Here is a 16,856-nt window from a genome sequence, read left to right on the forward strand (position 1 = left end):
CATGGGTAATTCGGAATCAGCTGCCAGCGCCCGCTCGTCCGGGAACAGCGCGTCGAAGGATGTCCTGGATGAATGGCGCCTTACCGGACCTGTACCGGGGGCGGTCACTGTCGTCCACGGCGGCGAGTTCCGCTTTGAGACGGGCGTACTCGGCGGCGAGGTCCGGGTGGCGTCGGAGGTAATCGCGGAACGGTAGGAGGCGGCGCCAGTCCGGCGACCCGACCTCCCAGATGTGGAGGTGGTGGGTACGCCATACCACGTCGGGATAGCAGAACGACCACTTGCGGCGCTCGTGATCGCCCGGCTCGGGGGCGTGGACCCAGCCGATGTCACCGAGTGCTGTCACGAGGCCGGCGGTCTGGTCGTAGTCGGAGACCAGAGCGAGCATGTCGATGATCGGCTTGGCGGCGAGTCCGGGGACTGCGGTACTACCCACATGCTCGACGCGACCGACCAGACCGTTCCCGAGCGCCGCCTCGATCCGGTTCCGCTGATGGTCGAAACTGGCCGGCCAGCGTGGGTCGTAGGCAACGATCGTGATCCGATCTCGCCGCCCGGACACGTCGTCAGCGTCCCGATCCGCCGTCATCCGCACAGGGTAGGTCGCCGCATCGACGTCATCCAGCGGATCCCACCCCGGCACCGGCCTGATCTGCGCGACAGTCCGGTCACCGCGACAGGTCAGCTCCCGCCTTCGCGCACATCCTTCCCCTGTTCGGCGAACGCCTTGAAGTCCTGCATGTGCTGCTGCGACTGTTTGTGAAAGGCGCCGGGCATCAGCCGCCCCACCAGCCGCATCAGCAGGCCACTGAACCGGTACTCACTCTCGCTCTCCCAGAGCGTCGTCTCCGGATCGACTTCGGTCAGCCGATCGCGCACGGCGCTCCACATGCCCGGGGCGACGAGCTCGCGGTCGAAGTGGACGACGCTGTCCGTCGGGATTCCGTGCAGGTCCGCCGGATCCCGGCGGGTGATCGTCTCGGTGCACTCCATCTTCCGCTTCCCCGACTGCATCACGACCCGCGACGTGGTGCCGAGCTGCCCGTGTACCCCCTCCACCGGCTCGTGCAGCACCATGCCCCGCAGCCACTTCGGCAGATGCGCCGGGTCGGCGAGCAGTTGGGCCACGCGCTCGCGCGGCAGGGCGATCTCGATCGTGTTGGTGTATTTCATCGCACAGTCTTCCTAGAGGTGGGACCAGTCAGCCCCGTCATGTCGGGTCGGGTGCGTAGAACTTCGTGGTGGCCTGCACTGCGGCCGTGACGTGCTCCGGTTCACCACCGGCGGCCAGGTGGGCCTCGCCCCAGGCCGCGGCGCTGCGACGGATGAACTCGCGCCCTTCGGGCGACTTCTGGACCGCCTCGTGGTCGGCGGCTTCGCCACCGGACAACAGCCGGGCGAGGGCGAGCAGGGCCAGGTCCCAACCAACGCCGCCGGCACCGGGGCCGTAGGTCGGGAAGAGGGGCTCCTCGACGACCGCTGCGTGGATCAGCTCGAACTCGGTGTCGCCGGCCGGGCCCGGGGCCAGGCGCACTTCCACCTCACTCGTACCGGGCCAGGCGTCCGCGTCCGGCCCGTAGAGCCAGGACACCGTGAGCAGACGCGGCGGCTCGCACCGCAGGATCTCGCCGTGCTCACCACCGTCGAACTCGTACTTCCCGCCGAGCCGCAGATCCCCGGTGACCGGCTTCAACCAGCGGTGCAGCCGCTCGGGGTTGGTGATGGCGTCCCAGACGTCGTCGACCTGCGCCGCGTACCGCCGTCGGAGCTCGATGGTGTACGCCTCACCTGCGGGCAGGCTGCCCTTGCCCATGGCCCGCCGCGCGGCGGCCAGCTCATCCAGTACGTCTTTCATGTTCCGTTCCTCTCGCTGCTGAGTTTGCCCTGTCCGCACCGGTGCCGGACTCGGCCCGCCGGGAGGTCTGCCCGCCAGCCGAGTTCCGAGCTGCCCGCCGGCCACGGGCCAGCTCGGTCTCCAGCGCGTCGAGCCGCTGCTCCCACAACCGGCGAAACCGGTCCAACCACGCGTCAACTTCGCTCAGCGGTGCCGGCTCGACGGCGTAGAACCGTCGAGCGCCCACAGCTCGTACCGACGCGAACCCGCTCTCCCGCAACACGCGCAGATGCTGTGAGACACCCGGCTGGGAGAGCCCGAACTCGGCCCGGATCACCTCCGTCACCGCGCCGGAGGTCTGCTCACCGTCGGCGAGCAGCTCCAGGATGCGCCTGCGTACCGGGTCGCCGAGGATGTCGAAGGCGTGCACGACCACGAACCATACCGGCTTTCACTTATATAAGCCAGCGCAGGCATCCTAAGCGCCCACGGACATCCGGGGGAGGAACACGGCCGGGGACTCCACGTGTACGCGGCAAGGCGTCCTCGTACTTCACGGCACCGCCGGGCCCGGACGCGGTGACGCCGAATGGCGCATCCGTCCGCGTACTCAGGACGATGCCGGAGAGCAGTACGACGGTCCCGCGCGCGGCGTGGACCTGGCGGTGGAGACAGCAGTGAGAGAGCTGGCCGACTTTCCGGACGCGTCGGGTGATCGGTGTGGCTGACGCAGTTTTCACAGGTGGTCGAATTCGCCCGTGCGGTTTCGCCACGCACGGAGCACCAGGTACACCGGATACACGGCGAGAAACAGGCCGAGGTAGAACGCCGCCGCGCAGATCAGGATGGTCGACACTCCGGACCGGTAGGCCACGTACCCGAGAAGCCCGGTCGACGAGAGCGCCACGACCATCTGGGGGTACGGCGGAAGTGCGTCGCTGAACCTCGCCCAGGGCCTGATGCTGGTGACGAAGAGGGCCGGGGGCCCGAGCACGGTCACAATGAAGACGGCCGACCAGCGCGACTCGTGCACCACGATCCCGTTGATGAACACCGGAACGGCGATGATCAGAATGTGCAACGAGTACGTCAGCATCTCGGGGAACCACTCCTCGTACCGGGAGGACATCGGCCGCGCCAGGTTCGACGTCTTCGCCGTCGGGAGGCGCAGGTCGGTTCGCCGGCGGCGACACACTCAACAGCGATGACTCCCATCCATTGTCTTCACTGTCGAACACGTTCCACAACGAGAATCGTCGAACGACCCCCGGTCTGCCGTCCGGTTCGCCACCCCAGGTGATGTGCGCACCGGCTCCGCCGCGAACGCCTCTCCGTTCCCGGCGGGGGGTCAGCCCCGTAATCGCCGTGATTCTGGCGACGGAACGCGATCGGCTCGGTCGACTCCAGCGTCAGCAGCCGTTCAGCCACTCACGCATGTCATCGCGGACGGCGTCGGAGTCCCACATCGCCGTGCGCAGCAGCCGCTGCATCGCCTGCGGCCAGTTCGGAATCCGCACGTACGGCCAGTTGTGATGTCACTCCTGTTTACGGCCCAGGCTCGACGTCTGACCCGGTCGGTCACATGCGGATCAACGCGACCGGTTGTCGGGCCACGTCAGTGCCAGGCACAGGCGATCAGCTGTCCGCGGAGTGCGTATCGGCGAGGGCCTCGCCGAAGAGCCGTCCGGCGAGTTCCACGCAGCGCATCCGGGCAGGAGAAAAGTCGTAAGGCATCTTGGTGATCGCCGTCGCGGCACTCATCTCCGTGCCCTCCTCCCCTGTCAGGTCGGCGTCGTAGGTCTCGAAGATCTTCTCCTCGGCCACGTCGAGACCAGCCGCCTCGATGGCCTGATTCAGGGCCATCAGGTGAGCGCATCGCTGTACGGCGAGCTCTTCGACGCGCGGGTCGTCGGGTTCGACGCCGTCGTCGAGGGCGGCCTCGGCCGCCTCCAGACGGTCCTCCTCGGCCCGCAGGTCGGGGTGGGTCGCCAGCACGATGAACGTGCCGGCCTGGATGGCCGCGCCCAGCGGCCCGAAGATCCGTTCTGTGACCAGCAGGGAGTCCAGATCGGAAGGGCGCAACGCGCCCGGGGGTAGGTGGCTGAGCCGGTCCGCGACCAGCTCGGAGAGCAGCCCCAGCGGGCTGCCCACCGCCTGCAGGCGCTGGACAGCCACGCGCCGACGTTTGATGACGGCCTCCTGCGCCGCCAAGTTCTCCTCCAGCCTGCCCAGGACCGACTCGATATCCGGGGCGTGGTCCCCGGCTTCGTCTCCAACTTCGTCCCGGGCTTCGCCGAAGGCGGCCCGCATGTCGTCCAGGCTGATACCGGCATCAGCCATCTTGCGGATCCAGAGCAGGCGGGTCATGTCGTCATAGCCGTAGCGGCGGCGGCCGTCCCCGCCGCGCTCGGGCTCGGGCAGCAGACCGATCTCGTGGTAGTGGCGGATGGCGCGTGGGGTGGTCCCGGCGAACGCAGCGGCATCACCGATCTTGACCTGCCGGGGAGGCGTGAGAGAGGGGTACATCGCAGACATGGCCTTTCGTGCTGTGGTGCCCCGACCTCACCACATGCCGCTACGGCATGTGCAACAACCTGATCCAGGTGCCACCGGAGCCAGGCCCTAGACCGGTACGAAGGTGGCGGCTAACACCCGCCAGTCGCCATCCTCACGCACCCACAGTCGGGTATAGCGCAGCCGCGCGGACATCACGGCACCGCCCTGAACGGCATCCACCGCAGCGACCATGCGAGTCACCCCGGTCTGACCGTCTTCCTGGACGTCGAGCGACTCCTCCACCAGGCTGGTGATGCGCAGTGCACCGGAGCGGTAGCTCTCCAAGTCGTCTTCCTTCGTGAAGACCGCGCCGTCCGGTCCGGCACCCACGACCTGCGGGTGCAGTAGCGCGTCGAGGGACTCGACGTCGGCGGCGCGCTGGGCGGCTTGGAGTCGCCGTTCCGCGGTGAGGAGATCCATCCACCGATCCTCCGCAGTGCGCCGCAACAGGACAAGCGGGTTCGCTCGCGGCAGAAGGATGGGAAGAACTCAGAGTGCTCGGGCCAGCATGATCACCTGGTCGTCGCGTTCCTTGCCCTGCGCCCGTCGCACCAGGCGGCACACCTCGCGGAGACCAACGGCCTCGATGTACGAACTCAGTTCGTCCGCCGTGTACAGATGGCGCTGCAGCTCGATCTCATGGCCGAACTGACGGTAGGCCCCGGAAGCATCGCGCGTGCCCTGTCCGGATTGAAATGCGACGAGCAGATGACCGGCTGGACGGAGAACCCTGGCTGCCTCCGCGAAAATGCGCGCCTGCCCAGCGGGCCGTGTATGGATGATCGAGTACCACAGCATCACGCCGGCGAACTGGTCGTCTGGGTACGGCAAGTCGGTCACCGAGCCCACCGTGAATACCAGGCCGGGATGGTGACGTCGGGCCACGGCGACCATGCCCGGCGACAGGTCGACCCCCATCACCGAACAACCACGTTCAACGAGGTACCGAGTCATCCGGCCGGTGCCACATCCCGCGTCCAGGACCCGTCCCTCGTTGCCCACCGCCGCAGCGAAGGCGTCGACCATCGCCAGGTCGAGCGCCGGCTCCCAGCGGGTGTCCGGCAGGTGGGCGGCATAGTCCTCCGCCACGGTGTCGTAGGCGCGCCGCACCCCGCAGGAGTCCAACAGTTCTGGTGGAGAGGACGTCACCTCGCGGATTGTGTCACCAGCAGGTCCTGGCCCGGCCCACCAACATCCCGTTCCACCTTCCGCCGACAGGAAGCACGCCGCCTGAGTAGGTCTCGTCACAAGATCAGTCCGCCCCGCTGACCCGCCTGCGTGTGCGACAGTGATTCATGCCGTTGAGTGAGCATCACCTCAGGACGTCGATCGCCGTGTCCGACATACAACGGGCGGTCGCGTTCTATGAGGGCAAACTCGGCCTTCAGGCGTTGCAGTCGGGCCCCAGCGCGAATATCGCCGACGGCAGCCGCGTCTATGGTGCCGGCGGCGCGGCTGCCCTGAATGTGTATCAGTCGGTCACTGCTGGAAAGAGCCCGGCGACACTGGCGACATGGTACGTCGACGACATCGACCGAATCGTCGACGAGCTCGTCTCGTCCGGCGTCGATTTGGTGCCGGATCAACGAAGGCAAGTGGTTCGGCGGCGTCTGTCTCGGCGTCGCGGCGTACGGCGAGTTCCGCGTCGACTGGGTACGCACCGTCGTGCTGCTGCTGACCCTGTTCACCGGCGGACTATTCGCCGTGGCCTACCTGGTCCTGATGCTCGTTCTCCCCGTCGTCCCGACAGTCGCCGAATATGAGCGCCGACGGGACGCCCCGCGATACCCCTGAGCGGCCGGACGTCGCCGACTGCCCAACGCCCTGTGTAAGAGCGGTCACGACGGGAGGACACATCCGGTCGACCGGGTGTGCCCTCCCGCGCTGCCGGGGTCAGCCCCGGGCGATCCGGTCCGCAGTCTCGATGCTGCGCAGCGCCAGGTCCACCGCCGGCAGGCCCTCGACGTACTCACCCTTGTCGCGCTTCTCCGACCACACTTCCAACCGACCCATCATGGTGTCGGTACGGTCGTAGGTGAGCCACTCCGCGCAGTACGAGATCGGGTCCGTCCTGGCGGGGTTGGCGCAGCTGAACCTCACCTGGTTGGCCCTCGGTCCCTCGATCGTGCCCCGCAGGGTGCACGGCGTCTCGCGGTCCAGGCAGTAGTTCGCCCGGGCCTGCTCGAACGAGTCGGTGATCATGTTCAGCCCGTTCAGGTCCGCCGGGAACCGGTCGACCCCGAGCAGGTTGAGCGCCAGCACCTCGTCCTGGGTCAGGGCGGTGGCGAAACCCAGCTTCAGGTACACCTGCATCAGCCGCGCCTGCGAGGTCAGTCGCGTGTTGAGTCCGTGCAGGGTCTGCACCTGCGGGTTGGCCGGGTTGGGATTGGCCAGTTCCGAGGTGATGGTGCTGTAGTACCGGGCGCCCTGGCCATAGAACCAGTCCCGCGACCGCTTCCGCGCCTCCTCGGTCTTGTCGACGTAGGTGGCGGACCGTTCGAACTCACCCCGGTAGGTGCTGTTCCACTTGGCGAGTTCCTGGTCGATGAAGCGACACTCCCCGCCGGGCAGCGTCTCGTGCGTCCGGCAGATCACTCCCTGCGGAAAGACCTTGCTCCATTCCCGCACGGTCTGGTTGCCGCCGTTCCAGCGCTGCCGGACCTGGAACTTGATCTCCAGGTCCGCGGTGGTGACCTCCCAGCCCCCCATGTTCCGGGTCAGCACATTGACCCAGTCGGAGTCGTGGCAGAGGGTCACCTTCGAGTCCGGCTTGCCCCACTGGGCCACCCACAGCTCCTGCGGCAGATCCGTGTAGCGGACCTGGGCCGGTCGGCTGAGGGCCGGCAACGTACCCGCGCAGGACGGGACCGTGGTCGGCTCGGCGATCGGCTTCTCCTTCGCCGGCACGGGCTGGGTGGCGCTGCCGAACATGTCGTGCTGGCCGCCCTGGGCGATCTCGGTCCGGATGGTCGACATCCGCTGCGCCATCTGGTGCGCCGTCTGGCGGTACGCCATGATCGCGTCGTACAGGAAGTCGTTCATCCAGCGCGGGTTGTCGCTGGTCGGTTTCCTGGGCGCGCTGAACGCCTTCACCGCCTCCTGAATCGCCTCGCCGGAGGCGACCGCATCCGCCACCTGACCATTGACCCGGGCGGCGTGCTGCGGGTTCTGCGCGAGCAGCATCTGATAGCCGGTCGCCGGCTGCAGCCACATCTCCGGGTTCGCCGGGAGTCCCACCGACCCGCTCAGCTTGCCCCGCCGCACCGCGTCGTCGTGCAGGTAGCCGATCGAGCCGTACGGGCCGTACAGGTCAAGGGCGGCATCCGGGTCCTCCGGGGCATCCGGCCGGTTCGGACCCCGCGGACCAATCGGGGCGGCGAAGAGCAGCGACTTCGCCTCGTCGGTCATGTCGAACCGCAGGGCGCTGGAGACGGGCGCGTAGTGATTGACGTAGTCCATCTCAAGGCCGAACTGGGTCCGGTAGCCGACGAACTCGTCGATCAGCTCCTTGGTTTCCTTGATCTTGTTGTCCCGCTCGACGTTGAGCAGCAGGCTGCCCCAGAGGTCGATCCGCTCGGTGATCCGGGCGAGCTGGGTGTTGATCTGCCGCAGCTGCGCGTTCGTCGCGTTCTGCAGGGTGACCACGGTCTGGAACTGCGCCAGCATGTCGATGTAGATACCGGCCAGCGCCTGGTCGATCCGGTCGAAACGGGTGTTCATGTTCTGGTGCAACTGCGCCACCTGTTGACGCAGGGCGACCAGTTCCGCCCGGATCGCCGGGTCCGGGTTCGTGCCGCCGCCGAAGAGCGGCAGCAGGGCGGAGATCGCGCCCGCGATGTTGCCGGCAAGCGCCTGGGTGGTCACCGACGCCAACACCTTGCCGAGGTCCTTGGACGCCGCCGTGCTCTGGTACCCGTTGATCGCGGAGGCGATCTGGATGACTCCCTTGCCCACTCCGGAAATGACCTTGCCGGCCGCCGGATTCGCGAACCCGACAAGCAGCGCCAGGATCTCGAACGCGCTCGCCGCGTGGTTGATCCACTGCTGGGCACCAGCGCTCTTCGCCATCGTGGCCTGGTAGACCTGCTCGCTTGGCTTGGCGGCGCCGTTGCGCAGCGGGTACTGCTCCGACAGCGCGTGCAGGTCCTCGTTGTAGCCGCGGATCTGGGCGTTGGCGCGGTTCAGCAGCTGCGCGGCCTGCCTCTCGCCCTCCTGGGTCCACCAGTCCTTATTGATCTGGTTCTCCATGATCGCAGGAAGGTCCACCCAGTTCGCCAGTTCCGGGTCCGCGCTGAGGGTGGCGATGTCGGCGGCGGCGTCCACGTCGTACCGGATGCCGACCTGGGCATTCCAGGCATTGCGGAACGCGGCGTCGGACAGCGCGAGGGCCTGCACGGACTGCCAGACCTTTTCCTGCACGCCGTACTGCTGGAGGTACCACGAGTGCTGGAACTGCGACGCCTTGATCTGGTCGAGCATGTCGCCGTAGTTGGCCAGCTGGCTGCCGACGGTGGCCTCCAGCATCTGCTGCATCACGGGCGAGTTCTTCACCGCGCCCGGAGCCAGCGCGGTCAACTCCAACATCCGCAGCGCGAACTGGTATGCCGGCCGCTGGAGGTCCCCGGGGGTCAGCTGGCTGTCGTAGTGGCTGCGCAGGGCCACCACGTGCCCGGTGAGCTGCTGCGCGGTCGCATCAGGGTGGGCCTGCCGGAAACCGACCAGCGAGGCGCTGGTCATCAGATCCTTGAAGCCGTCCACGCCGGCCAACCGGGCCCGCATGTGCAGGCTGAACAGGCCGGCATGCAGCTCCTCGGTCTTGATCATGACCCGGTTCACCTTGTTCGCGGCCGCCGACGGGGCCACGGCGAACCCGGCGACGGTCATCGCCACCGTCGCGACCAGCGCGGTGAAGATCCTTCCCCCACGTCCGCCGGTTCGGCGAGGTCGACCGATCAACGTCAACCGCACCTCGTCACCACCCGGCTCGAAGCCCCCACGGTTACTTGTCCTGCCATCTCCTGCATCCCCAATCTGCCTGGTCGCTGGCGACCGTCGTCCACCCTGGTGCGTGGCATTGGGAATCCACTGGGAACCGAATGGGAAGCCCTGGCGCGGGTCCCCGGGGCGCCTACCGCACCTCGGCGACCAGTTCGGCCAGGCCGGACCAGGTCAGCTCCCGACCACGCGCCAGCCCGGCCTGGAACGCCTCGGGATCGAGGGCGGCGGCGACCGCTGCCGTGTTGGCCGGGCCGTCGTGCGGGTCCATCTGCTCCGGGTGGTATCCGATGCTCTTGCCCAGGGCCTCCACCGCTCCGAGCAGTACGGCGCCGGTGTCGGCCCGGCCGGTCCGGCCGAGCGCCCCGGCCAGCGAGTGCGCCAGCGCGAGCCAACTCGGGGGGTCCTGCTCGGGGTCGACGTCTCGGGCCAACTCCGCCAGGGTGCGCAGCGCCCGGTCCGGCTCACCGAGGTCGGTGCTGACCTTGCCGTCCATCCACCCGGACGAGAGCACCGCCCACTGATGGCCGCAGGACCGGGCCAGGGCGTTGGCCCGGGTCAGCTCGTCACGGGCCCGGGCCAGGTCCCCGCAGGCCCGGCTGAGCTGGCTGCGTACGGTCAACGCCTCGGCCTGCGCCCACGGCTCCCCGACCAGGTCCGCCAGCCGTACCGCCTCGTCGGCCAGCGACAGTGCGCCGGCCACGTCGCCTCCGATGGCGGTCACCGAGGCCAGGTAGATCGCGGCGGTGGTGTGTGGGTGTCGGGCCCCGACACGAGCGCAGAGCCGCGTCGCCTCACCGAACGCGGCGACGCTGCCGGCGTGGTCGCCGCTGAGGTATGCGCAGCCGCCGATGGCCATCAACAGCCGAGCCCGGGCCAGAACCCACTCGGCCGACTCCCCCGCACCGGTGGACGTCTCTGTTGCCCCGGTACGGCGGGCGTCGAGGGCGGCCAGGGTCCGTCCACCCCACCGCTGCCCCTCGGCGATCTGGCCGGTGCGGTACCAGAACCAGGCGAGGGCACCGCAGATCCGCGCTGCGGTGAGGTCCTCACCGGCGGCGAGGGCGGAGGTCAACGCGGCCCGGATGTTGTCGCGTTCGGTGCCGAGTCGCCGCAGCCACGCCGCGCCGTCGGCGGTCGGTAGCCGCTGCTCCCCGGTTTCCACCAGGCCCACCAGCCAGCGACGGTGCCGGGTCAGGGCTTGCGCCTGTTCGGCACCGACCAGCAGCGCCGTCGCGTACTCGCGCACCAGCTCCAGCATCCGGTAGCGGCGCGGGACGGCGGCGGTGTCGGCGATCACCAGTGACTTGCGCACCAACCCCAACAGGGCCGGCACCGGCTCCGGCAGCTCGGGGCCGCCGCCGACCTGCCGGACGGCGTCCAGGTCGAATCCCCCGTCGAAGACGCTGAGCTGCCGGAACAGCGCCTGTTCGGTGTGGGTGAGCAGCTGGTAGCTCCACTCGATCGCGTTGCGGACCGTGGCGTGCCGATCCTGGTCCCCGGCTATCCCGGTGGTGAGCAGGCCGAGCCGGTCGTCGAGCTGGAACGCGATCTCCCGCAGAGAGAGGCTCCGGCACTGGGCGGCGGCCAGTTCGATCGCCAGCGGCAGCCCATCCAGATCGCGGCAGACCTGCGTGGTCAGGGCCGGATCCGGCTCACCGGCCCACTCCGCCAGGTTGGCCGTGTTGATCCGGTTCACCAACAGCTCGACCGCCTCGCTCAACGGCAACGGCGCAAGCTCCAGGACCGCCTCGCCGGGCACGCCCAGTGGCTGCCGGCTGGTGACCAGCAGGCGCAGTCCCGGACATCCTCCGAGGACCGTCCGGGCCAGCTCGGCGACCCCCGGGATCAGATGCTCGGCGTTGTCCACGACCAGCACCGCCGCCCGGTCGGCGAGCCGCTGGGCGAGTTGCCCCGACGTGGCGATGCCGGGTAGGGAGAGCACGTCGGAGACCGCGCGGGCGACCTCCGCCGGGTCACGCAGACTGGCCAGCTCCACCAGCCAGGGCCCGTCCGGGTCGGCGCGGCCCCGACAGTGCTCCAGCACCAGCCGGGTCTTGCCGACCCCGCCCGCGCCGATGACAGTCACCAGGCGATGCTCGGCGAGGGCCCGTCCCACCGCCTCAAGGTCGACCTGCCGGCCCACGAAGGACGACAGCGGTGCCGGGATGTTACGCCGAGGTGGAGCGAGCACCGGCGGCCGACCGGGCGAGGTCCGGGGTAGTTCGAGGCAGGCGTCCTGACGGAGCACCGCCGCCTCCATCCGGCGCAGTTGCGGACCGGGGTCCACGCCGATCTCGGCGATGAGCTGTTCGCGGGCCCGGCGCAACACGGCGAGGGCGTCGCCCTGCCGCCCGGCCCGGTAGAGGGCGAGGGCGAGCAACTCCCAGCCCCGCTCACGGAGTGGCTGATCCACCACGAGGGCTTCCAGGTCGCCGAGTACCCGCTGGTGGTCGCCGTTGGCCAGGGCGACCGCCAGGCGCTGTTCGCGGGCGGCGGCGTGCAGGGCGTCCAGCCGGGCGATCTCGGCTACGGCGAAGTCTGCGTCGGCGAAGTCGGCGTACGCGGGGCCTCGCCACAGGCCCAACGCTTCGTCCAGCGTCGTCGCCGCGGTGCCGAAGTCGGCCGCCGACGCGGCCCGGTCGCCTTGCACCACCAGCGCGGTGAACCGCTCCGCGTCCACCGAGGCCGCCGGGGCCCGCAGGGCGTAGCCCGGCCCCTCTCGTACCAGGATGCTAGCCGGCGTACGGGCTGCCCGCCCGGGTTCCAGCGCGCGGCGCAGGCCAGCGACGTACCCGAAGAGGGTGGCCTGCGTCGGTGGCATCCTGTCGTCCCACACCTGCTCCATCAGGCGTTCCACCGACACGATCCGTCCACGGGCGGCGACCAGGCAGGCGAGGACCTTTTGCTGACGGGGTCCGCCGAGGTCGGCCGGGTGGTCGTCCACGCTCGCCACGAACGGACCCAGCACCCCGAAGGCAAGACGCATCGACACTTCTCCGGCCACCCCATGCCGTCACGCGCGATCAGGCCGATGATCACCGTGGTGGTTCGCGGTCCACCCCGTACACCGTTGGTGGGAGTGGATCTCGGAGACCGACCGATCGCAAGATCAACAGAAGCGTCGACCCTACCATGTGGACGATGTCGACCGCGCCAGTCTCCGTCGGGCTGACAGACCGGCCCCGCAGCGCCCGACGGCCTCCGAGAAGCCTGATCGCGGTCGGCGCGCGGCGATCCCTGATCGACGAAGATGGACCCATGCCCCGCCTTGTCGGCCCCGCTCTGCCGCAGGCCTCCTCCGCGGCACCGGACAGCCCAGTCTCGGGAACTGTGAGTCAGTCGAGCCAGCAGATCACCGCGTCGCCGTCCTTGGCGGCTGCCGCGAAGAAGCTGCGGGCGTCCGGCAGGAAGTGGGCCGCCCACTCCAGCATGCCGGGACGCTCCCAGATGCCGGGGTAGACCTCTGCCCGGTTCAGCTCCTGCGGGTCGACGCCTCGGACGAGGTCGTCCTCGGTGAGCGTGTCCAGGGCCGAGGCCGCAGCCGCCACCTGGTCCGGGGTCAGATACGAGGGCGGCCCGTAGCCCCAGTCGTCTTCGAGGTTGTCCAGGAAGTCGAGCATCTCCTCGCTGTCGGGTTCGACGTCCGGCGACTCCACGAACTCCTCTGCGCCCAGCACCAGCGGAATCTCGAAGCCCAGCCGGTCGAGGAGGAAGTCGAGGCCGTGCCACGCCTTGTCGGTGGTGGTCCAACGGTCGGAGTCGTCGTTCCGTGCTGTCCTGGCGATGTCGTAGGCCCAGGCGAGGTCGGCCTTTGCCCGCTCCAGCTCGTCCGGAGAAACCCGCAGCCAGTTGCCGTTCATGCTCACGGCGCCACCCTAGGTGCCGCCTGTGACAGCACCCTCGCGGCGGGACGCAGCCTGGGCGTGAGAGAGGCGGTCACCAGCAGGGACGACAGGGCCATCAGCACCATCGCGGTGGACACCGGCACCCACTGCGCGAGCGCACCAGCGACCGACGCCGCGACCGCCTGCATGGTCAGCATTCCGGCCGAGTGCAGGCCGAGCGCCTGGCCCCGCAGGTCGTCGGGGGTCAACGCGATCAGACGTTCCTGCAGGAGCAGGTCGGCGCTGAACCCGAACGACGCGGCGGCGACGGCGACGGCCGCGACGGGGAGCGGAAGGTGGACCGCGAAGAGCAGGTACGGCACGGCCAGCAGGACCTTCATCGGAATGATCACCCGAGCCCGCCACCGGGGTGGCAGGAACCTGCCGACGATCACGTCTCCGGCCAGCATCCCGACGGCGCCGAAGACGAACAGCAACCCGGCCGAGTCCGGCGCGTACGGGATGAAGATCGCCTGACAGCCGACCACGAGGCCGTTGGGCACCCACATCGCGAGGTAGGCGTACCGGCGGGCGGGCACCGACCAGAGCTCGACGTTGACCCGCCAGGTCTGTCCCACCGACGGTCGACCGAGGGCCCGCGGCGGCCGTACAGCGAGACCGAGTCGTGCGGTGATCGTGGCGACGAGGTACAGGGCGGCGCCGAGCAGCAGCACCCGGCGGGGTGAGGTGACCGCGATCAGAGCGCCGCCGAGGGCGTACCCGCCGATCTGGGTGGCCCCGAGCGACATGCTCATCACCGACCGGCCGAGGACGTAGCCGGGTCCGGGCACGATGTCGCCGAGCAGCCCCCAGCGGACGCCACCGGCGACGGAGCCCACCAGGCCCTGCGCGGCGATGACGCCGAAGATCACCCAGAGCGGCACGCCGGGAGACGCCATGGCCACGCTGCCCAGCCCGAAGAACAGGCCCGTGACGGTCATCGCGGCCCGAGGCGGCACCCGGTCCGCGACGCTGAGCAGGGTGACCGCGCCGATGACCTGGGCGAAGTGGGAGCCGAACAGGCTCAGCGCGGAGAGCAGCGGCGATCCGGTGGTGGAGTAGACGAGAATGCCGAGAGCGAGGCCGGTCACGGTCCGGGCTGCGGTCTGCAGGAATACCGTGGCGAAGAACGGTGTGAATTCGCGGGTCTGGAACAACTCCCGATAGCTGTGCATGATCCGGAGTGTGGTGAGCGTCGATCCGGGCGCGGTAGGTTTTCGTCTCCGCACGAAAACCCGGCGGTCCCAGGTCTACGGGAAATGGGGGGCAGGTGGGGATCTGGCGCATCGGCGCGGAAGCCCTCGCCCGCAGCCGCTTCACCGTCTCTGCTCTGACCGAGACGGTCGCGGCCTTGAAGTCCCTGCACGCCGGGGTGTCGTTGCCCGGTCAGCGCGCATGGCTGGAGGCCCACGTCGGCGCCTACCGGACCCGGATAGCGAATGACCCGTTCGCTGCGGCGCTCGTGCGGGCCGCCTTCCGGCCGAGGTGGTTGGCCGGCTTCCTGACACCGCCGCCGGACCACCCCGACGCCACCTTCACCGACGAGCTCCGCCGGGTCCGCGCAACCTCGTTGGAGGTCGCCCGGCACGACCTCAGCATCGGTACGGGTACGCCGCTGCCCCCGGAGCTGCTGAGCCCGGACCTGCCGTCACGGTCAGCCGACCTGCTCGACTGGGTCTGGACCCACACGGTGGCATCCGACTGGCCGCGCCGTCGGCGCGTTCTGGAGGCCGACATCGTCGCTCGGACCGACCACCTCAGCTCCGGTGGATGGGCCTGCGCGCTCGACCGGATGCGGTCGGGGATGCGCTGGCTCGGCGACGGTCGGCTCCAGGTCAACACCTACGACCTGCCCACAGAGGACCTGGCGGACGCACCGCTGCTGTTCATCCCGAGCAGCACCCGCCGGGGGTGGCTCAGCTCGACCAGGCCCCATCGGTACGCAGTGGTGTACCCCTGCTCCGCCATGCTGGCCGACCCGTCCCGCAACCCGCCACCGGAGGCGCTGAGCCGCCTGCTCGGGCCGGTCCGCGCAAAGATTCTCACTCTGCTGGACGCGCCGAAGAGCCCGACGCAGTTGGTCGCTCTGACCGGATACGGCTTCGGGTCCGTCGGGGGGCACCTCGATGTCCTGCTCCAGGCGCAGTTGGTCGGGCGACGGCGGTCGGGCCGGTCGGTGTTGTACTTCCGCACGCCCGGCGGTGACCTGCTGGTCGAGCTGCAGTCTGCCCCCGTCCCGCGCGGCCGAGGCCCAGATCGACCCGATGCCGCCTCCGGACGATTGGCCGTCGCCGCTCACCCGCGTCGCCGTGTCATCGACCGTCAGGACTGACAGAATCGTGGTCACGGAGCCGACGTACGGGGGCGAGGGGAATCCATGAGCGACTGGAACGAGAAGATCATCGCCGAGTTTCGCGCCAACGGTGGGCAGGTGGGTGGCCAGTTCGAGGGCGCGCCACTGCTGCTGTTGCACACGGTCGGCGCCAAGAGCGGCCAGACGCGCGTGAGCCCGATGATGTACCAGAAGCTGGACGGCGGCTACGCCGTGTTCGCGTCCAAGGGCGGGGCTCCCACCAATCCCGACTGGTTCCACAACCTGGTCGCGCATCCGCAGATCCGGGCGGAGATCGGCACCGACACGGTCGAATTGGTCGCCCGGGTCGCCGAGGGGGACGAACGGGAGCGGATCTGGAGCGCGCAGAAGGCCGCCTACCCGGGCTTCGCCGACTACGAGCGCAAGACCACCCGCCAGATCCCGGTCATCGTCCTGGAACCGGCGCCGTAGGCGGACACGACACCGCTCCTTGACCTCAACCTGAGTTGAGGTGCTTCACTGGCGGCCATGGATCTTGACGGTACGCGCGTCGCCATCACCGGCGCGGCACGGGACACGGGCCGACTTCTCGCCGAGGCGTTCGCCGCACGCGGTGCACAGGTCTTCCTCTCGGCCCGCGACGTGGAGGCGGCACAACGTGTCGTGGATGAGATCAACCGGCGAGGAGCAGGCCGGGCCGAGGCCTTTCACTGCGACCTCGCCACGCCGGACTCGGTGCGTGGATTCGCCGCTGCCCTGGCCGACCGGACGAACCACCTCGACGTGCTCGTCAACAACGGTGCCCCCTACATCCACGGTGACGATCTGGCCGACGTCGCGGACGACATGATCGAGAGCGTGCTGGCTGCCGGCGGGACCGGCACCGTCCTGCTGACCAAGCACCTGTTGCCGCTGCTGCGCGCGTCGACCCGACCCGACGTCGTCAACATGATCTCCGCGTGTGGCGAGGTGGGCCAGCACCGGTCGGGCGCGCATCCCGCGTTCTACGCGGCCAAGCACGCCCACGCCGGGTTCGCCGAGATCCTCTCCCACCGACTTCGGCCGGAAGGGATCCGAGTGATCTCCCTGTTCCCGCCGGACTTCGTCCAGGACGGACCGCGTCGGGCCGACAGCGACCTCACCGCCCAGTCGGTCGTCGACTGCGTCCTGTTCGCCGTGGCGCAACCGCGTGACTGCTTCATCCGCGAGTTCCGCTTCGAGCAGGTGAGCGGCCCGCGTACCTGAACCATGCGGTACGCGGCAAGCGGCG

The 16,856-nt window shown here is 69.3% G+C and carries 16 protein-coding genes and 1 pseudogene; 5 read left to right on the plus strand and 12 right to left on the minus strand.

Features of this window, described 5'->3' with window-relative positions:
* Positions 1-16: 16 nt before the first annotated feature.
* From ACIBO1_RS22295 to ACIBO1_RS22330, 8 genes are all read right to left on the minus strand, one after another.
* The gene (locus ACIBO1_RS22295) at positions 17-589 is read right to left on the minus strand and encodes a GrpB family protein (protein ID WP_396749505.1); all 573 of its coding nucleotides are present in this window, start codon (positions 587-589) and stop codon (positions 17-19) included.
* Between the two features lie 92 nt (positions 590-681).
* Positions 682-1,173, minus strand: coding sequence for an SRPBCC family protein (locus tag ACIBO1_RS22300; RefSeq protein ID WP_396749507.1), 492 nt, complete (start codon positions 1,171-1,173; stop codon positions 682-684).
* A gap of 37 nt (positions 1,174-1,210) precedes the next feature.
* Positions 1,211-1,855 (minus strand): SRPBCC domain-containing protein, encoded by a 645-nt coding sequence (locus ACIBO1_RS22305; protein ID WP_396749510.1) that lies wholly within the window; start codon positions 1,853-1,855, stop codon positions 1,211-1,213.
* Complete coding sequence (locus ACIBO1_RS22310; RefSeq protein WP_396749512.1) at positions 1,836-2,264, minus strand: ArsR/SmtB family transcription factor; 429 nt, start codon at positions 2,262-2,264, stop codon at positions 1,836-1,838. The genes ACIBO1_RS22305 and ACIBO1_RS22310 overlap by 20 nt, the downstream gene beginning before the upstream one ends.
* A gap of 306 nt (positions 2,265-2,570) precedes the next feature.
* Positions 2,571-2,963, minus strand: coding sequence for a hypothetical protein (locus ACIBO1_RS22315; RefSeq protein WP_396749515.1), 393 nt, complete (start codon positions 2,961-2,963; stop codon positions 2,571-2,573).
* 506 nt (positions 2,964-3,469) lie between these two features.
* A complete protein-coding gene (locus ACIBO1_RS22320; RefSeq protein WP_396749517.1) occupies positions 3,470-4,369 on the minus strand; it encodes a MerR family transcriptional regulator in 900 nt (299 codons plus the stop codon).
* 87 nt (positions 4,370-4,456) lie between these two features.
* The gene (locus ACIBO1_RS22325) at positions 4,457-4,810 is read right to left on the minus strand and encodes a nuclear transport factor 2 family protein (protein ID WP_396749520.1); all 354 of its coding nucleotides are present in this window, start codon (positions 4,808-4,810) and stop codon (positions 4,457-4,459) included.
* A 69-nt stretch (positions 4,811-4,879) separates the two neighbouring features.
* The gene (locus tag ACIBO1_RS22330; protein WP_396749522.1) at positions 4,880-5,539 is read right to left on the minus strand and encodes a class I SAM-dependent DNA methyltransferase; all 660 of its coding nucleotides are present in this window, start codon (positions 5,537-5,539) and stop codon (positions 4,880-4,882) included.
* Between the two features lie 146 nt (positions 5,540-5,685).
* Here ACIBO1_RS22330 and ACIBO1_RS22335 point away from each other — a divergent pair.
* A pseudogene (locus tag ACIBO1_RS22335) lies at positions 5,686-5,928 on the plus strand (VOC family protein); the annotation flags it as partial.
* Positions 5,855-6,184, plus strand: coding sequence for a PspC domain-containing protein (locus ACIBO1_RS22340; protein ID WP_396749524.1), 330 nt, complete (start codon positions 5,855-5,857; stop codon positions 6,182-6,184). The pseudogene ACIBO1_RS22335 and the gene ACIBO1_RS22340, both read left to right, overlap by 74 nt.
* Positions 6,185-6,283: 99 nt before the next feature.
* On the opposite strand, the gene ACIBO1_RS22345 is transcribed toward ACIBO1_RS22340, so the two are convergent.
* From ACIBO1_RS22345 to ACIBO1_RS22360, 4 genes are all read right to left on the minus strand, one after another.
* Positions 6,284-9,358: a hypothetical protein gene (locus ACIBO1_RS22345; protein ID WP_396749526.1), complete on the minus strand. Its 3,075-nt coding sequence runs from the start codon at positions 9,356-9,358 to the stop codon at positions 6,284-6,286.
* Positions 9,359-9,518: 160 nt separating this feature from the next.
* A complete protein-coding gene (locus ACIBO1_RS22350; RefSeq protein ID WP_396749529.1) occupies positions 9,519-12,374 on the minus strand; it encodes a BTAD domain-containing putative transcriptional regulator in 2,856 nt (951 codons plus the stop codon).
* Positions 12,375-12,723: 349 nt separating this feature from the next.
* Positions 12,724-13,248: a YfbM family protein gene (locus ACIBO1_RS22355; RefSeq protein WP_396749740.1), complete on the minus strand. Its 525-nt coding sequence runs from the start codon at positions 13,246-13,248 to the stop codon at positions 12,724-12,726.
* A gap of 2 nt (positions 13,249-13,250) precedes the next feature.
* Complete coding sequence (locus ACIBO1_RS22360; protein WP_396749531.1) at positions 13,251-14,447, minus strand: MFS transporter; 1,197 nt, start codon at positions 14,445-14,447, stop codon at positions 13,251-13,253.
* 95 nt (positions 14,448-14,542) lie between these two features.
* Between ACIBO1_RS22360 and ACIBO1_RS22365 the strand changes: the two genes are divergently transcribed.
* The 3 genes from ACIBO1_RS22365 to ACIBO1_RS22375 are packed head-to-tail and all read left to right on the plus strand — an operon-like array spanning position 14,543 to position 16,831.
* Positions 14,543-15,604: a winged helix-turn-helix domain-containing protein gene (locus ACIBO1_RS22365; protein WP_396749533.1), complete on the plus strand. Its 1,062-nt coding sequence runs from the start codon at positions 14,543-14,545 to the stop codon at positions 15,602-15,604.
* A gap of 45 nt (positions 15,605-15,649) precedes the next feature.
* A complete protein-coding gene (locus tag ACIBO1_RS22370; protein ID WP_396749536.1) occupies positions 15,650-16,057 on the plus strand; it encodes a nitroreductase family deazaflavin-dependent oxidoreductase in 408 nt (135 codons plus the stop codon).
* A gap of 57 nt (positions 16,058-16,114) precedes the next feature.
* Positions 16,115-16,831: an SDR family NAD(P)-dependent oxidoreductase gene (locus tag ACIBO1_RS22375; protein WP_396749538.1), complete on the plus strand. Its 717-nt coding sequence runs from the start codon at positions 16,115-16,117 to the stop codon at positions 16,829-16,831.
* The last annotated feature ends 25 nt before the right edge of the window (positions 16,832-16,856 follow it).

It is taken from the genome of Micromonospora sp. NPDC049903 (assembly GCF_044460945.1).
Taxonomy (GTDB): Bacteria; Actinomycetota; Actinomycetes; order Mycobacteriales; family Micromonosporaceae; genus Micromonospora.